This window comes from Agrococcus sp. TSP3-2-1 (assembly GCF_049897585.1).
Classification (GTDB): domain Bacteria; phylum Actinomycetota; class Actinomycetes; order Actinomycetales; family Microbacteriaceae; genus Agrococcus.
In genome coordinates, this window is the sequence record NZ_JAFCWN010000002.1 from 143,234 (window position 1) to 157,367 (window position 14,134).

At 68.7% G+C, this 14,134-nt stretch carries 14 protein-coding genes; 11 read left to right on the forward strand and 3 right to left on the reverse strand.

The genetic code is table 11. From position 1 onward, the window contains the following. Position 1: 1 nt before the first annotated feature. The 4 genes from ACP7BI_RS03195 to ACP7BI_RS03210 all read left to right on the forward strand — a co-directional run bounded on the left by ACP7BI_RS03195 (position 2) and on the right by ACP7BI_RS03210 (position 5,029). On the forward strand, positions 2–1,570 hold the full coding sequence (locus ACP7BI_RS03195) for an SIR2 family NAD-dependent protein deacylase (RefSeq protein WP_425843703.1): 1,569 nt from the start codon (positions 2–4) through the stop codon (positions 1,568–1,570). Positions 1,571–1,645: 75 nt separating this feature from the next. After that, positions 1,646–2,602: a hypothetical protein gene (locus ACP7BI_RS03200; protein WP_425843705.1), complete on the forward strand. Its 957-nt coding sequence runs from the start codon at positions 1,646–1,648 to the stop codon at positions 2,600–2,602. Then, complete coding sequence (locus tag ACP7BI_RS03205; RefSeq protein WP_425843706.1) at positions 2,599–3,036, forward strand: hypothetical protein; 438 nt, start codon at positions 2,599–2,601, stop codon at positions 3,034–3,036. Before ACP7BI_RS03200 ends, ACP7BI_RS03205 begins: the two co-directional genes overlap by 4 nt. A gap of 193 nt (positions 3,037–3,229) precedes the next feature. Beyond that, entirely contained in the window at positions 3,230–5,029 is a 1,800-nt protein-coding gene (locus ACP7BI_RS03210) for a hypothetical protein (protein WP_425843707.1), read from the forward strand. 59 nt (positions 5,030–5,088) lie between these two features. Here ACP7BI_RS03210 and ACP7BI_RS03215 read toward each other — a convergent pair whose 3' ends face one another. The 3 genes from ACP7BI_RS03215 to ACP7BI_RS03225 all read right to left on the reverse strand — a co-directional run bounded on the left by ACP7BI_RS03215 (position 5,089) and on the right by ACP7BI_RS03225 (position 8,432). Next, the gene (locus tag ACP7BI_RS03215; protein WP_425843708.1) at positions 5,089–5,637 is read right to left on the reverse strand and encodes an NYN domain-containing protein; all 549 of its coding nucleotides are present in this window, start codon (positions 5,635–5,637) and stop codon (positions 5,089–5,091) included. A gap of 87 nt (positions 5,638–5,724) precedes the next feature. Beyond that, the gene (locus ACP7BI_RS03220) at positions 5,725–7,425 is read right to left on the reverse strand and encodes a BCCT family transporter (protein ID WP_425843710.1); all 1,701 of its coding nucleotides are present in this window, start codon (positions 7,423–7,425) and stop codon (positions 5,725–5,727) included. Positions 7,426–7,487: 62 nt separating this feature from the next. Beyond that, on the reverse strand, positions 7,488–8,432 hold the full coding sequence (locus tag ACP7BI_RS03225; protein WP_425843712.1) for a flavin reductase: 945 nt from the start codon (positions 8,430–8,432) through the stop codon (positions 7,488–7,490). A gap of 24 nt (positions 8,433–8,456) precedes the next feature. Between ACP7BI_RS03225 and ACP7BI_RS03230 the strand changes: the two genes are divergently transcribed. Genes ACP7BI_RS03230 through ACP7BI_RS03260 form a run of 7 tightly spaced genes read left to right on the forward strand, consistent with a single transcriptional unit; the run spans position 8,457 to position 14,094 of the window. After that, a complete protein-coding gene (locus ACP7BI_RS03230; RefSeq protein ID WP_425843714.1) occupies positions 8,457–9,314 on the forward strand; it encodes a GntR family transcriptional regulator in 858 nt (285 codons plus the stop codon). A gap of 41 nt (positions 9,315–9,355) precedes the next feature. Then, positions 9,356–9,967 carry an amino acid synthesis family protein gene (locus ACP7BI_RS03235; RefSeq protein WP_425843716.1) on the forward strand — a complete coding sequence of 204 codons (612 nt, stop codon included), beginning with the start codon at positions 9,356–9,358 and terminating at the stop codon, positions 9,965–9,967. Then, positions 9,964–10,515 carry an amino acid synthesis family protein gene (locus ACP7BI_RS03240; protein WP_425843718.1) on the forward strand — a complete coding sequence of 184 codons (552 nt, stop codon included), beginning with the start codon at positions 9,964–9,966 and terminating at the stop codon, positions 10,513–10,515. Before ACP7BI_RS03235 ends, ACP7BI_RS03240 begins: the two co-directional genes overlap by 4 nt. 60 nt (positions 10,516–10,575) lie before the next feature. Beyond that, on the forward strand, positions 10,576–11,325 hold the full coding sequence (locus tag ACP7BI_RS03245; protein WP_425843720.1) for an alpha/beta fold hydrolase: 750 nt from the start codon (positions 10,576–10,578) through the stop codon (positions 11,323–11,325). Further along, positions 11,318–12,799 (forward strand): aldehyde dehydrogenase, encoded by a 1,482-nt coding sequence (locus ACP7BI_RS03250; RefSeq protein ID WP_425843722.1) that lies wholly within the window; start codon positions 11,318–11,320, stop codon positions 12,797–12,799. Before ACP7BI_RS03245 ends, ACP7BI_RS03250 begins: the two co-directional genes overlap by 8 nt. Before the next feature lie 6 nt (positions 12,800–12,805). After that, positions 12,806–13,003 (forward strand): tautomerase family protein, encoded by a 198-nt coding sequence (locus ACP7BI_RS03255; protein WP_425843723.1) that lies wholly within the window; start codon positions 12,806–12,808, stop codon positions 13,001–13,003. Between the two features lie 44 nt (positions 13,004–13,047). After that, a complete protein-coding gene (locus ACP7BI_RS03260; RefSeq protein ID WP_425843724.1) occupies positions 13,048–14,094 on the forward strand; it encodes an LLM class flavin-dependent oxidoreductase in 1,047 nt (348 codons plus the stop codon). The last annotated feature ends 40 nt before the right edge of the window (positions 14,095–14,134 follow it).

The following is a 14,134-nucleotide window of genomic DNA, read 5'->3' on the forward strand; positions in this document are numbered from 1 at the left end:
CATGAGTGGCGGTCACGTGTTCATCACCATGGGCGACATCACGCATCTCGAATGCGATGCATGGTTGCTGCCCACGGATGAGCGGCCGGAGATCACTCCCGGATGGTTCGAGGCGCTGCCGGAGCTGCGCGAGCGCCTCGCTCGGACTGACGTCGCGAGTCTGCGTGCCGGAGACGCGCAGGCGGTTCCCCTCGCGCCGGGCGGGGACGGCCCGGCCCTCGTGCTCGCGACCGTGCCGCTCAACGGCGTGCTCAACGCCGCCGGCGTCGAGCACATCGAGACGTCGGTGCGTGAGTTCGTGGAGTGCGCCGCGCACATGGCCGCCGCTCCTCGTCACGAGCGGTCGAAGCGGCTGCTGGCACTGCCGAGCTTCGGAACCGGGAAGGGCGGTGGTGCGCACCTGAGGGGTCAGCTCGCCGAGCGGCTGCTCGACGTCTGCGCCGAGATGGCGAGCGCGCACGATGTCGACCTCGCCATCGTGCTACGCGACGAGCGCAGCTTCGCTCGCATGCAGGAGCTGCGGAAGCGCCGCGAGGGGTGGCAGACCGGCCTCTCCCAGGAGCAAGTCGGCGATGCCCAGCGCCTCGCCGACCTCGCGAGAAGTGGCCAGCTGGTGCCATTCCTCGGGGCGGGGACCAGCATGAGCGCTGGCGCCCCGAGCTGGCACGACCTGCTCGATCGGCTCGCGGACGACGCCGGGCTCGACGAAACGCAACGGAAGGCGCTGGAGAAGTGGGGCGAGCTCGATCGCGCCGCGTTCCTGCGACAGCGCACCATTGAGCGGCACGTCGAGCAGGGCAAGACAAGCCAGGAGGCGGAAGCGGCCTTCGCGGAGGCGGTCGTGCGGCTTGTCGACGTGCCCCGGTACGGGCTCGCGCCTGCCCTGCTCGCGAGCCTCCGCACGCCGCAAGCGATCACCCTGAACTACGACCGGCTGTTCGAGAAGGCGTCGGACGACGCAGGCCTGCCGCGCGTCCGCATTCCTGACGGCGAGAGGGCCGAGACGGGCGACGCGTGGCTTCTGAAGCTGCACGGGAGCGTCGACAGACCGGCGTCCATCGTGCTGACGCGCGATGACTACCTCGGTTACGCGTCGCAGCGGGAGGCGCTGTCGGCGATCGTAAAGGCGAACCTGCTCACGCACCACCTGCTGTTCGTCGGTTTCGGCCTCGCCGACGAGCACTTCCACCGCATCGTCCACGACGTGCGTCGAGCACTACCTCGGCCCGCATCCATGGCTGAACGGGCGACCGCGCTCACGCTGACCGACGACCGGATCGCGGCCGAGCTGTGGAAGGACCAGGTGCGGATGCGCCCCCTCGGCTCGGGACCAGAGCCTGACGGGCGCGCCGTCGAGGTGTTCCTCGACGTGCTGGTCGCCTATGCGACCGACGCACACTCCTACCTTCTCGCCGACGACTTCACCTCGTCGCTCAGCGGCGATGAGCGGCGCCTGCGCGACGCGCTGCGCAGACTCGGGGACGAGCTCGAGCAAGTGCCTGCCTCGACGGCGGGCCATGCGCAGGCGACCGCCATGCTCGCGGCGCTGGGGCGACGACAACCGGGATAGCGGCTCGACGGCCACAGACCCCCGACAAGCCCTGGCAGATCGAGCGTTGTCAGCGGCTCCCATGACAGTTGCCACATGACGGTGATCGATGGAGATCCAGCGCGGGCGACCGCTGACGCAGAGATGGAGCGCGAGATCGCGTGGCTGGCCGCGCAAGTGCCGACATGGCCGTGGAAGTGGGCGTCGACGTTCGAGGGCGGCGCGGAGCACTCCTATGTCATCAAGGGGCGCCATCTCGACGAGGGGGTCTACGAACGCGCCGCTCGCATCGTCCACGGTGCAGGCATGCCCAGGAAGTTCTACCGGCGCCTGAACATCGAGTTGCACCTGGCGGACGTCGAGGTGCCCTACGGTCGAGAGCCGCTCGGTCAGCGCGAGATGCAGCTCGGCGTCAAGCTGTGGCTCATGTCGCATCGCACGAGCGTCAGCAAGGCGCTCAACATCGCTCCCGTCACTGCCGAGTACGGCCGCCAGGACGCGCCGGCGACCGCGACCGACTCTCCCTCGCCATGGGATCTTGCCGCCCTCGACTTCGACGACGCGTTCGAGGCGAGCGGAGTGCTCGCGCTGGGCGAGCGGCTGCGCCAGCTCGGGGTCGAGGCCGGACACGTGACGGATCTCGGCTCGCGCGCGGGCGCCGCGCTCGACCTGGGCCTCGCCGGCCAGCAGCACGGGTACACAGCCGTGGAGAGCAGTCGCGGGTTGATGCACTCGCTCCTCTTCAAGCACCAGTGGGTCCGCGACGTGCACGTGAGCCCGGTCGAAGAGTTCCTTCGGGCGCGGGGCGAGCGCCGCTTCGAGACGGTGGTCTCGCTCTTCGGCGCCGCGTCCTACCTGCGCCCGGAGCGCATCCGCTCGTTGCGTGCTCGATCGGAGCGGGTCGTCCTGATGCACCACCTCGGTCGACCCGAGCGCGACTTCTTCGCCGAGACGCACCTTCCTGACTGGGCGGATGCGTCGCGGGCGGCGGCGGCGGAGCTCCCGGTTGCGAGAAGTGAGCGGCTCGGCGACTACCTGCTGACCGTCGCGTGAAGTCCGGGCAGGATGGCGGCATGACTGATCGCACGATCGACACGCTCGGGGACGCGTTCCGCGAGTACCGGACACCGTTCGAGAACCAGCGCTTCATCGCCGACTTCGTGGCGAAGGTCGACGTCGCCGCGCTGCTGCGGTACAGCGACCACTTCCGCGTGGAGCGGCGCTCGGGAGAGCCGGCTCTGCAAGTGCACCATGGCTCGACCATCGGGTTCCGCTCTGAAGACGAGGTGCAGGAGCTCGTCGGCGACGTCAAGCCCTTCCCGAGCGAGTGGCTGCCGGGTCGCTGGGGAGTGCGTCATCCCGTATCGGCGCAGTCGGGCGGTGGCGAGCGAAGCGGCAGCCCCCGCCAGGTGTCCAACGAGCCGTGCCCCCAATGCGGCGAGGTCATGTCTCTCGCAGGCTGCGACTGGTGCGGGTGGAAGCCTTGACCACCGGCCCCAGACTGCGGCGGCCATTTTATGAACGCGCCAGCCGGTCTCGGTGATTTACCAGTCCGCGCGTGCCATGAACGATGGGCGCTGTTGGCGTGCATGATGCTCATTAGGACGGCCTTCGCCGCCAGTCACCCCTACTCCCACGCCGCGCTCGGATGCCAGCGCTGACCTACCACCGGAGACGCTCGTGTCACAGAAGACCACCCTGCTGTTCCTGCACGGAGTCGGCGACGGCGATCGCGAGCGTCAATGGCAAACCGTGCTGGACGCGAGTCTGCAAACAGCGGGCTATCCATCGCTAGCGTCGACGTACGCCGTCGCGCCGAGGTACGCCCATCTCCTGGACGGGGTCGATGACGACGAGAAGCTGCCGCCCATGGTCATCAAAGCGCCTGCGCGGGATCTCGCGAGGCAGAACCGCCGGGACTTCGAGCGGAGGATCGGCGCGCTCGAATATCGCATCGGACGCCCCGATCGTGGTGCGACGCGGCCGGCGCAGGATGTGCTGATCGGTGCCGCCCTGGTCATCCCCCATTTCCAGCAGGCGCGCAACTACCTCTCGAATGCCCACATCCGAGCGGCTGTGCTCAACAAGGTCCTGAACGCGCTTCCGGCATCAGGGCGACTCGTCATCGTCGCGCACAGCCTCGGCTCGGTGATCGCCGCTGACGTCTTGCGGCGATTGCCGGTCGGCTTGCGCGTGGCTGGGATGGTCACCATCGGCAGTCCGCTCGCGAACGCGAACTTCTCAGGCTCGCGGTTGCGAGAGGACTTGAAGGACCCGCCTTCGAATCTGGACTGGTGGGTCAACTTCTGGAAAGGGCCGGATCCGGTGGTCGCCAGTCGCGGACTGTCGTCGGTGTTCCCATGGCTGCTCGACTATCGCATCCCGGCCCGACAGATGTACGGCGCTCCCGCTCACGCCGCCGTCGACTATCTCGGCCACGGAGCCGTCGCGGCGGCCATCGGATATGCCGTGTTCGGGTCGCTCTCGAAGGAGCTCGTAGCAGCGGACTCCGGCGTGGACGTTCCCCTGGACGCGGCTGAGACGATCACACTCCTCGCGCTCCGGTACGCCCATCACCTCGGACTGCGGATGCGCGGCGATCACCAGGAGCGCTTCGCGGGTGCGCGCCGAGCGGTCCAAGCGGAGGCCGTGTCGGAGCTGATATCTCAGCGCAGCGCTGCCCTACGGCCCTTGCCGTCCGCCGTCGCGCGGCTCGCCTTCGACCTATCGGCCCCGGACGCGGCCCCCCCGGAGCCTCTGCCTGTCACCACCCCCGGGAAGGAGGAAGCAGTTGTCCTGCTGACCGTGCTTGCCGCGCAGAATGTCATACGACCCTTCGAGATCACGGTCTCCTCGGACCTGCGGCGCGACGCGATGCGGGACCTCGCCGCGGAGATGGCACTCGGCAGCCAGTTCGGTGACGACGTCTTCGCGGCGGCGAAGGAAGCGCAGGAAGTGCTCGGCGGAGGCGGCCAGATCAACTGGCTCAAGTGGGGCGCGATCGGGGCCGGGGCGGTGGCGCTCGTCGTGGCAACCGGCGGTCTCGCGTTGGCAGCGGGCGCGGGGCTGGCGGGGGCCGCGGCGCTGACGAGTGCGCTCGCCGCTTTCGGTCCCGGGGGCATGATCGGCGGACTGCTCACTGCTGGAGCTCTGGTCACAGCTGGCGGCGGCGGCATCGCATTCGGGCTCGCCAGTCCTGGAACCACCGCAGCTGCGCTGGAAGCGGTGGTCGCGGGTCAGCTCGCGACCGCCATCCTTCGGAGGAAGCATGACCTCGAGCAGGATCCGGCGGTCTGGGACACGCTCGCCGACGCCGAAGTGGAGGTTCGTCGCGAGTACGAGCGCCTGGATGAGTTCTCAGACGAGAAGGCGCCCGGAATGCGGGAGCTGCATCGGAAGATGGTGACGCTGGGCCGAGCGCTCGACTACCTCCAGCGAGCAGGACTGGCGCCCGGGCAGGCGGAGTTCCGGACGGCGTAGGCGGTCGCGGCCCCGCAGCGCGGTCGCGCGTGCAGCCGCGATGCGACGTACTGACGGGGCTAGAGGAACTCGAGCGGGTCGAACTCGTCGATCGGGATGATGCGCACGCGCGGCAGGCGGCTCGTGAATGCTGCGACGTCGTACTCGAGGTCGAAGAACTCGATACCGTCGACGTCGCGCAGGTCGCCGGCCATGAACTCGCCGAAGCCGACGATGCCGACGCGGCGGGCGCCGTCCTCGGCCAGGCGCTGCATCTGCAGGGCGAAGTCGCGGTCGTGGCTCACGAGCATGACGTCGTCTGCCCGCTCGGCCAGCGCATCCGCCGTCTTCTGGATCGCGATGTCGACGACCTTGCCCTCGCCGCTCAGCGGCACCGGCCGGTAGCCCATCGCGATGAGCGCCTGCACGAACGACGCCGGCAGCTCGTGCGAGACCGCGAGGAAGAACAGGCCCTTCACCGGCTGGTGCCACGCGCGCTCGGCGAAGTCGAGCACCTTGTTCCAGCGCGGGCGCTCCTGCGGCTCAGGGCGGCGGTCGAAGATCGAGACGCCGAGCGTGGCGTCGATGTTCTCGCCGTCGATCAGCAGATACGTGGTGCGCTCGGGCATGGGGCGAGACTACAAGGCTGTGCTCCGGCTTCAACGAAGCTGGCCGCGCCCTCCGAGATGGAGGACGCGGCCGACTGCGGTCGAGCGCTACTCGGAGATGCGCAGCGTTCCGGTCTTCAGCTCCTCGCGGCGGACGTCGCGCATCGAGTCGAAGTGCGGGTCGTTGCGGAGCAGCATGATGAGCGAGATGCCCAGCAGCGCGACGATGATCGTGAACGGCAGCGCCGAGAGCATCGCCGCTTGCTGCAGCGCGCCGAGTCCGCCCATGAGCAGCAGTAGCGCGGCGCAAACTCCGGTCAGGGCCCCCCAGGCCGTGAGCACCGGCTTGGCCGGCTCGAGGGCTCCGCGGGAGGAGAGCATGCTGAGCACGAAGGTGTTCGCATCCGCTCCGGAGATGAAGAACAGCACGATCAGGATGATCGCGATCACCGAGGTCACGCCCAGCAGCGGCAGGTTCGAGAGCATCTCGAAGAACGCCGAGTTGATGTCTTCACCGGTCGCGGCGCCGATCGTGCCGCCCCCGTCCATGTCGAACTTGATCGCCGCGCCACCGAAGACGGTGAACCACGCGAAGAAGACGAGGCTCGGTACGACCATGACGCCCAGCACGAACTGGCGGATGGTGCGGCCGCGCGAGATCTTCGCCAGGAAGACGCCGACAAAGGCACCCCAGCTCAGCCACCACGCCATCATGAAGTACGTCCACCACTGCATCCACTGGGACGTGTCGGTCGTCAGCGGCGTGACGAGGCTCATCTCGAAGAAGTTGCCGAGGTAGGCGCCGGTCGAGCGGACGAAGAGGTTGGCGATGAAGCTCGACGGGCCGAGGAAGAACACGTAGATGCCGAGGCCGACCGACAGCAGCATGGTGATCTGGCTGATGTACTTGATGCCGCGGTTGACGCCCGACAGCGCCGAGAGCGTGAAGATGACGGTGATCACGGCGATCACGAGCACCTGGATGAACGTCTCGGTCGGGAGCCCGAACACGCGGTTGAGTCCCTCGGTGATCTGCGACGCACCCAGGCCGAGCGACGTCGTCGTGCCGAAGAGGGTCGCGATGATCGCGAAGATGTCGATGACGTTGCCGAGCACCCCGTCGACGCGGTCGCCGAAGATCGGGCGGAGCATCGGGGACACGAGGCCGGTGTTGCCCTTGCGGTGCGTCGAGTAGGCGATGGCGAGGCCGAACACCCCGAACACGGCCCAGGCGTGGGGGCCCCAGTCGAAGTAGGAGAACTGCATCGCCAGGACCGCCGCTTCGGTGGTGCCCGCGTCAGCGAGCCCGTGCGGCGGCGAGACGAAGTGCGAGATCGGCTCGGCGACGCCGTAGCTGATGAGGCCGACGCCCATCACCGCCGAGAGGATCATCGCGAGCCAAGCCCACGTGCTGAACTCCGGGCGGTCGGTGTCGGCTCCCAGACGGATGCGGCCGAAGCGGCTGAACGCGAGGTAGATCAGCAGGAAGATGCAGCCCGTCGTGACCACCAGGTAGGACCAGCCGAGGGAGTCGGTCGTCCACGTGGTAGCCGCGGTCATCACGGCGCTCAGCGACTCGGGCGAGAAGCCTGCCCAGGCCACGAACGCCAGGATCAGGGCGATGGATGCCCAGAAGACCGTGCCCGGACGGTGCCTGAGCGAGTCGGCCCGCAACTGCGCCGGGCTCGGTCCGCCCGCGGCGATGAGCCCGTGGCCGGCGAACTCCGGATGGTCGGGGTCGGCGAACTTGTCGTAGTCCGGGCCTCGCCCGGCGACCTGCTCTCGCAGCGGTGTACGACGGTCGGTCATGTCCTGCTCCACTTCATCGTGTTGCTCGTTCTCAGGTCTTGGGTAATGAGGGTCGGTGGGGATCACAGCGCCGAGAGGCCGCGGCCGTCGTAGAACGCGCCGGCCTTGTAGAGGATCGGGGCGGCTTCGGTGGTCTCTGCGTGATGCACGCGACCGACGAAGATCGTGTGCGTGAGCGCCTGGAACCGCTCCTTGATCTCGACCTCGATCGACGCGGACGAGCCATCGATCAGCGGGCTCCCCGCGGGAGCTGCATGCCACGCGACGGTCGCGAACTTGTCAGGGGACTTCGACGCGAAGACCGATAGCGTGTCGCGCTGCTCGCTCGAGAGGATGTTGATGCCGAGATTCGTCGAGCGGAACAGCGCGGGATAGCTCGACGATGTCTTCTGCACGCAGACGATCACCAGGGGCGGATCGAGCGAGACAGACGTGTATGCGCTCACAGCCAAGCCGCGGGGCTGGCCTTCGTCATCGATGGTGGTCACGACGGTGACCCCCGAGACGAACTGCTTGTTGAACGCCTTGAGCATCTCGCGGGGCGCGGGCACGGTCTCGTCGGCATAGTCCTCGTCGGCCTCTTCGAATGCGGAGTGCAGCGACGGCAGCCCGAGGTGCGTCAGCAGCTCGCTGGAATCCCACGTGACGCGCTCGTGCGCGATACGGCCGTCGAGGAGCGTGCTGAAGTTCGAACCGCGGGTGACGACCCGCTTGCCCGTCGGCGGCACCGTGCCGAGCGGCTCGGTGAACGTGCCCTCGGAGGTCCAGAAGATCGCGAGCGAGTCAGCCTCGACGATGAGCTGCTCGATGCGAGTCGCGAGGTCGGGGAACGCTGCTCGGACCTCGCGGATCTCCTGCTCGAACTCCGCGAAGCTGGAGGTGCGTCCGGAGCCGGTGCTCTCCCGGCGGTAGTTGGGGGCCACCAGGCGTTCGAACGCAGCGAAGTCCCCGTGGTCCCATGCGTCGGACCACGCGCGGGTCACCTCGTCCTTGAGCGATTCATGCATGCATCGGAGCGTAGACCGGTCTCCATGCATGCGTCAACCACCAACGCCTGCGCTGGGCTGACCGCGTCGATCCCGGTACCAAAACGCGGAACGCGGGGATTACCGCCGCGGGGCACTGCCCGCGCATTGACACCGTTGGCGGGCTACCGGTACGTTTCATGCATGCAACACGCTTGGCCTCTGGAACCGGGAGACGCGGCCTTCGCCGACCTCCCTCTGCTCGAACGGCTGCGTCGACTCGTGACGAGCGGGGTCTACGCGCCGGGTGCGCTCATGCCCGAGGTCGCGCTCGCCCAGGAGTTCAAAGTGAGCCGCACTCCCATCCGTGAGGCGCTCAAGCAGCTCGAGACCGAAGGCTTGGTCGAGATCCGACCGCGGGTTGGCACCTTCGTGCGGATCCCGACGCGGCGGGAGATCGTCGAGCTGTTCCAGCTCAAGGTCTCCCTGGAGGGTCTCGCAGCCAACCTGCTCGCCCGCCGCGGGCCGGCAGCGGAGCTGAAGACGCTCGCCCGCAACCTCGCCGAGAGCGAGGAGGCCGCACGCTCGCACCAGACCGAGGAGTACGCGCGCCTCGTGCACGAGTTCCACTGGACGATCGTGCTCGGCGCCGACAACGCCAAGCTCGCGGAGCACTACGAGCGCCTCATGAACCAGCTCGCGTACCACCGCATCGTGTTGCAGACGATCGAGCGTCCGGGTCGCCTCGTCGCGTCGACCGGCGAGCACCGAGCCGTGCTCGAGGCGATCCTGCAGAAGGATCCGATCGGCGCCGAGTTCGCCATGCGCGGCCACATCGAGGCCTCGAGCCTCGCCGCCCTGGCACCGGCCGAGACGCAGGCCGACGCGCTCAGCGGATCTGCCACGCAGGGCGGACCCGCATGACCATCACGACGAACGCGCGACGCGGTGGTGACGACCCTCTGATGGCGCGAGCCACGGCCCTGGGGCTCCGCCGGCTGCTGACGACCGTCGACGAGGTGCTGGCTGAGGGAGGTGCTCCGTCGGAGTCGTCGCTTCGCCAGGCGAGCGCGATCGCGGTCGTCAGGAATCCGTGGATCGACGATGCGCCGCTCGCGGACCTCTCGGCCGCGACCGCTGAGGTCGCGCCGGTGCTCGCGAAGCTGCTGACCGACCGACTGCTCGCAGCTCTCGGCGGGGTGGACGCGATCGAGGCCTACGGGAAGGCTGCCGTCGTCGGGCTCGGCGGCGAGCTCGAGCACGCCGGGGCCCTCATCCACACGCCCTACTTCGGGAACCTGATGCGGGAGTTCCTCGACGGCACCTCGATCATCTGCTTCTCCGACACCCGCGCCGACGCCGGGAGCGATCTGCGCGTTCCGCTGTGGCACAAGCGGCAAGCGGCGACTCGCAGCCATTACCAGAGCCTCGACGTGCACCTCGCGGACGCCCCGCACCGCGACGAGATCGCGGTCATCGCGGTCGCATCGACCGGCGCACGCCCGCACCCCCGGATCGGCGATCGGACCACCGATGCGCCGGTTGACTCCAGCGTCCTGAAAGGACTCGAAGTATGAAGGTTCGCAGGATCATCACCATCGTCGACGAGACGCTGCTCGAGGGCGGCCGGCCCGTGTCGCCAGTGGCGCGCACCGCTGTCGTCGCCGCGATCATCGACAACCCGTGGGCAGGGCAGGGCTTCGTCGACGACCTGTCCGTGGGCATCGAAGCCACCGCGTCCGACCTCGGCGCGTTGCTCGCTCCGCGCGTGATCGAAGCGCTCGGCGTACCGCTCGAGGCGTACGGCAAGGCCGCGATCGTCGGCCTCGACGGCGAGATCGAGCACGGCTCGGCGCTCATCCACACGCTGAAGTTCGGCGACCACTTCCGGAAGGCCGCCAACGCGACGACGCTGCTGCCCGCCGTGGAGAAGCGCGGCCCCGCGGGCGTGCTCTTCGACATCCCGCTCAAGCACTTCACCGACGCGACCATCCGCTCGCACCACCAGTCGTTCGAGGTCCGCATCGCCGACGCACCGCATCCGGGCGAGATCCTCGTCGCGCTCGCGGGCGCGAGTCGAGGCCGCCCACAGCAGCGGCTCGCGGCGCTGAGCACCGAGCAGTAGCAGCACAGAGCAGTAGCGACCCGAGCAGTAGCGGCCCCGAACCCAGTCAGGATCCCGACGATGACGTCAAGCGAGACCCCAACGCCGATCGTGCTGCTGCACGGCGTCGGGCTGGAGCGCTCGATGTGGCGAGCGGTCGCCGAGCGGCTACCGCGCCCGGTGCTTGCCCTGGACCTGCCGGGCCACGGCGGGCAGGCGCCGCTGCGGGAGCCGACGTCACTCGCCGAGCTCGCCCGCAGCGTGCTGGTGCAGCTGCCGGCCGGCCGATCGCACCTGGTCGGCTTCTCGCTCGGCGCCCTCATCGCGCAGCACATCGCCCGGTTCTCGCCCGAGCGCGTCGCGACCCTCACGTGCGTGAGCTCGGTCTGCCGTCGCACCCCGGAGGAGGCCGCTGCCGTGCTCGAGCGCCTCGAGTCGGCGAGGACGGACTTCGCCGCGACGGTCGACCGCTCCATCGAGCGATGGTTCGAGGGTGTGCCGGTCGCCCCGACGGTCGTGCAGGAGACGCGCTCGGTGCTCGAGCGCAACGACGCAGGGTCGTTCGTCCACGCCTACGAGGTCTTCGCCACCGGTGACCGCGACATCGCCGACGAGCTGGAGCGCATCACCGCCCCGACGCTCGCGATCACCGGCGAGCTCGACCCCGGGTCGACGCCTGAGATGACCAGGCGGCTCGTCGCCGCCGTGCCGGGGGCCCGCGGGCGAATCGTGGCGGGTGTTCGGCACATGCTGCCGGTGCAGGCGCCCGACGTGCTGGCCGATGCGCTCATGCAGATGATCACCGATGAAGAAGGAGACGGCGATGACTGATCGCTACGGACAGTTCATCGACGGGCGCTGGCGCGAGCCGGCGAGCGGCGCGTACTTCGAGAGCACGAACCCCGCGACCCTCGAGGTGCTCTACGAAGCCGCCCGCGGCGACGCGGCAGACGTCGACGCGGCGGTCATGGCCGCGTCGCGAGCGTTCGACGCGCCCTCGTGGAGCGGCCTCACCGCCACGCAGCGCGGCAAGCTGCTGCGCCGCCTCGGGGATCTCGTCGGCGAGCACGCGGAGGAGCTCGCTCGGCTCGAGAGCCTCGACAACGGCAAGCTCCTGCGCGAGATGCGGGGGCAGCTCGCGTCGCTACCCGAGTACCTCTACTACTACGGGGGCCTCGCCGACAAGATCCAGGGCTCGCAGATCCCGACGACGAACCTGCAGATCCTCAACTACACGCAGCGCGAGCCGCTCGGCGTCGTCGGAGCGATCACACCCTGGAACTCTCCGCTGACGCTGACGACTTCGAAGCTCGCGCCCGCGCTCGCCGCGGGCAACACGGTCGTGATCAAGCCGAGCGAGTACACGTCGCGCACACTGCTGCGGTTCGCGGAGCTCGCGAGCGAGGCGGGGTTCCCCGACGGCGTCGTCAACGTCGTCTCGGGCTACGGCATCGAGGCCGGCGCTGCGCTGGTGGAGCACCCCAGGCTCGCGAAGATCTCCTTCACCGGATCGACCCGCACGGGGTCGGCGATCGCCGCGAGTGCGGCGGCGCGCTTCATCGGGTGCACTCTGGAGCTCGGCGGCAAGAGCCCGAACATCGTGTTCGATGACGCGGACGTCAGCAACGCCGCGATGGGCGTCATCGCGGGCATCTACGCCGCAGGCGGCCAGACCTGCATCGCCGGCAGCCGCGTCTTCGCGCACCGCGCGGTCTATGACGAGCTGCTCGAGCTCGTGTCCGAGCGTGCGAGGTCGATCGTGATCGGCGACCCGCTCGCCAGCGAGACCGAGCTCGGACCGCTCGCCTTCAGCGACCAGCTCGAGAAAGTGAAGTCGTACGTCGGGATCGGCGTCGACGAGGGAGCGACGCTATACGCGGGCGGAGGGAGACCCGATGTCGACCTGCCGGGCTACTACTTCGAACCCACCGTGCTCACCGACGTCGACAACGACATGCGCGTCGTGCGCGAGGAGATCTTCGGCCCTGTCGCCGCGATCATGCCGTTCGACGACGAGGACGAGGTCGTGCGCCTGGCCAACGACACGGAGTTCGGCTTGGCCGCGGGCGTGTGGACCCAGAACCTGGCGCGTGCGCACCGAATGTCGCGGCGGCTCGACGCCGGGACGATCTGGGTGAACACCTACCGCGCGATGTCGCCGATGTCGCCGCGCCAGGGCTTCAAGAGCTCGGGCGTCGGCGTCGAGCACGGCATCGAGTCGATGTATGAGTACACCCGGCTCAAGAGCGTCTGGATCAACACCGACGAGGCCCCCGTCGGCGACCCGTTCGTGATGCGGGGGTAGTCGGCCATGCCTCTCATCGACATCTCCATCGCCGCCGGCCGCACGCCCGAGCAGCTGCGGGCCCTCATCCATGGCGTGCATCGTGTCGCCGAGGACACCGTCGGTGCCGCTCCCGAGAACATCACCGTCATCGTGCGCGAGGTCGAGCACCAGCACTGGGCGCGCGCCAACACCACCATCGCCGAGCGCAACCGTTCGTCCTGAACGCGCTCGACCACGACGCATCCGCTCTCAGAAAGGAACCGATCATGCGCTTCTCCCTGTTCGTCCACATGGAGCGCTGGGACGACTCCGTCAGCCACCGGCAGCTCTTCGAGGAGCTCGTCGAACTCACGCAGCTCGCTGAGGACGCGGGCTTCAGCACGGTCTGGATCGGCGAGCACCACTCGATGGAGTACACCATCTCGCCCAGCCCGATGCCGCAGCTGGCGTACCTCGCGGCGGTCACGAAGAAGATCCGGCTTGGCGCGGGCACGATCATCGCCCCCTTCTGGAACCCGCTGCGCGTCGCCGGCGAGACCGCGCTGCTTGACGTCATCAGCGGCGGCCGCGCAGAGGTCGGCATCGCGCGCGGTGCCTACCAGTTCGAGTTCGACCGGCTCGCCGGCGGGATGCCGGGGCCGGAGGGCGGGAAGCACCTGCGGGAGATGGTGCCAGCCGTGCGCAAGCTCTGGCAGGGCGACTACGCGCACGACGGCGAGGTCTGGCAGTTCCCCGTCTCCACGAGCGTGCCGAAGCCGGTGCAGCAGCCGACGCCGCCGATGTGGATCGCGGCTCGCGACCCCGACACGCATGACTTCGCGGTCGCGAACGGCTGCAACGTCATGGTGACGCCCCTCATGAAGGGTGACGAGGAGGTCGCTGCACTCGTCGAGAAGTTCGAGACCGCGATCGCGAACCACCCCGAGGTGGAGCGCCGTCCCGAGATCATGGTGCTGCGCCACACCTTCGTGCACGAGGAGTCGGAGCCGGAGGGCTGGCGAGCGGCCGCCGAGGGGATCAACAAGTTCTACCGGACCTTCGACGCGTGGTTCGGGAACAAGACCGATCCGGTCAACGGGTTCCTCGAGCCGAGCCCGGAGGACAAGTTCGCCGGGCGACCGGAGTTCGCTCCCGAGTCGCTCCACGAGACGGCGATGATCGGCACCCCCGACGAGGTCATCACGCGACTGCGCGAGTACGAGAAGCTCGGGGTCGACGAGTTCAGCTTCTGGAGCGACAACTCGCTCAGCCACGAGGAGAAGAAACGGTCGCTGCAGCTGTTCATCGAGAAGGTGGTGCCCGCCTTCCGGTGACCGGGCACACTCGGCCGCGATGAGCGGCGGCGGTGACACT

Excerpts from the sequence above, each read along its gene's own strand:
- ACP7BI_RS03255 (WP_425843723.1), top strand. The coding sequence starts at position 12,806 with ATGCCTCTCATCGACATCTCCATCGCCGCCGGCCGCACGCCCGAGCAG.
- ACP7BI_RS03260 (WP_425843724.1), top strand. The coding sequence starts at position 13,048 with ATGCGCTTCTCCCTGTTCGTCCACATGGAGCGCTGGGACGACTCCGTC.
- ACP7BI_RS03195 (WP_425843703.1), top strand. The coding sequence starts at position 2 with ATGAGTGGCGGTCACGTGTTCATCACCATGGGCGACATCACGCATCTC.
- ACP7BI_RS03245 (WP_425843720.1), top strand. The coding sequence starts at position 10,576 with ATGACGTCAAGCGAGACCCCAACGCCGATCGTGCTGCTGCACGGCGTC.
- ACP7BI_RS03230 (WP_425843714.1), top strand. The coding sequence starts at position 8,457 with ATGCATGCGTCAACCACCAACGCCTGCGCTGGGCTGACCGCGTCGATC.
- ACP7BI_RS03200 (WP_425843705.1), top strand. The coding sequence starts at position 1,646 with ATGACGGTGATCGATGGAGATCCAGCGCGGGCGACCGCTGACGCAGAG.
- ACP7BI_RS03215 (WP_425843708.1), bottom strand. The coding sequence starts at position 5,637 with ATGCCCGAGCGCACCACGTATCTGCTGATCGACGGCGAGAACATCGAC.
- ACP7BI_RS03220 (WP_425843710.1), bottom strand. The coding sequence starts at position 7,425 with ATGACCGACCGTCGTACACCGCTGCGAGAGCAGGTCGCCGGGCGAGGC.
- ACP7BI_RS03250 (WP_425843722.1), top strand. The coding sequence starts at position 11,318 with ATGACTGATCGCTACGGACAGTTCATCGACGGGCGCTGGCGCGAGCCG.
- ACP7BI_RS03240 (WP_425843718.1), top strand. The coding sequence starts at position 9,964 with ATGAAGGTTCGCAGGATCATCACCATCGTCGACGAGACGCTGCTCGAG.
- ACP7BI_RS03225 (WP_425843712.1), bottom strand. The coding sequence starts at position 8,432 with ATGCATGAATCGCTCAAGGACGAGGTGACCCGCGCGTGGTCCGACGCA.
- ACP7BI_RS03235 (WP_425843716.1), top strand. The coding sequence starts at position 9,356 with ATGGCGCGAGCCACGGCCCTGGGGCTCCGCCGGCTGCTGACGACCGTC.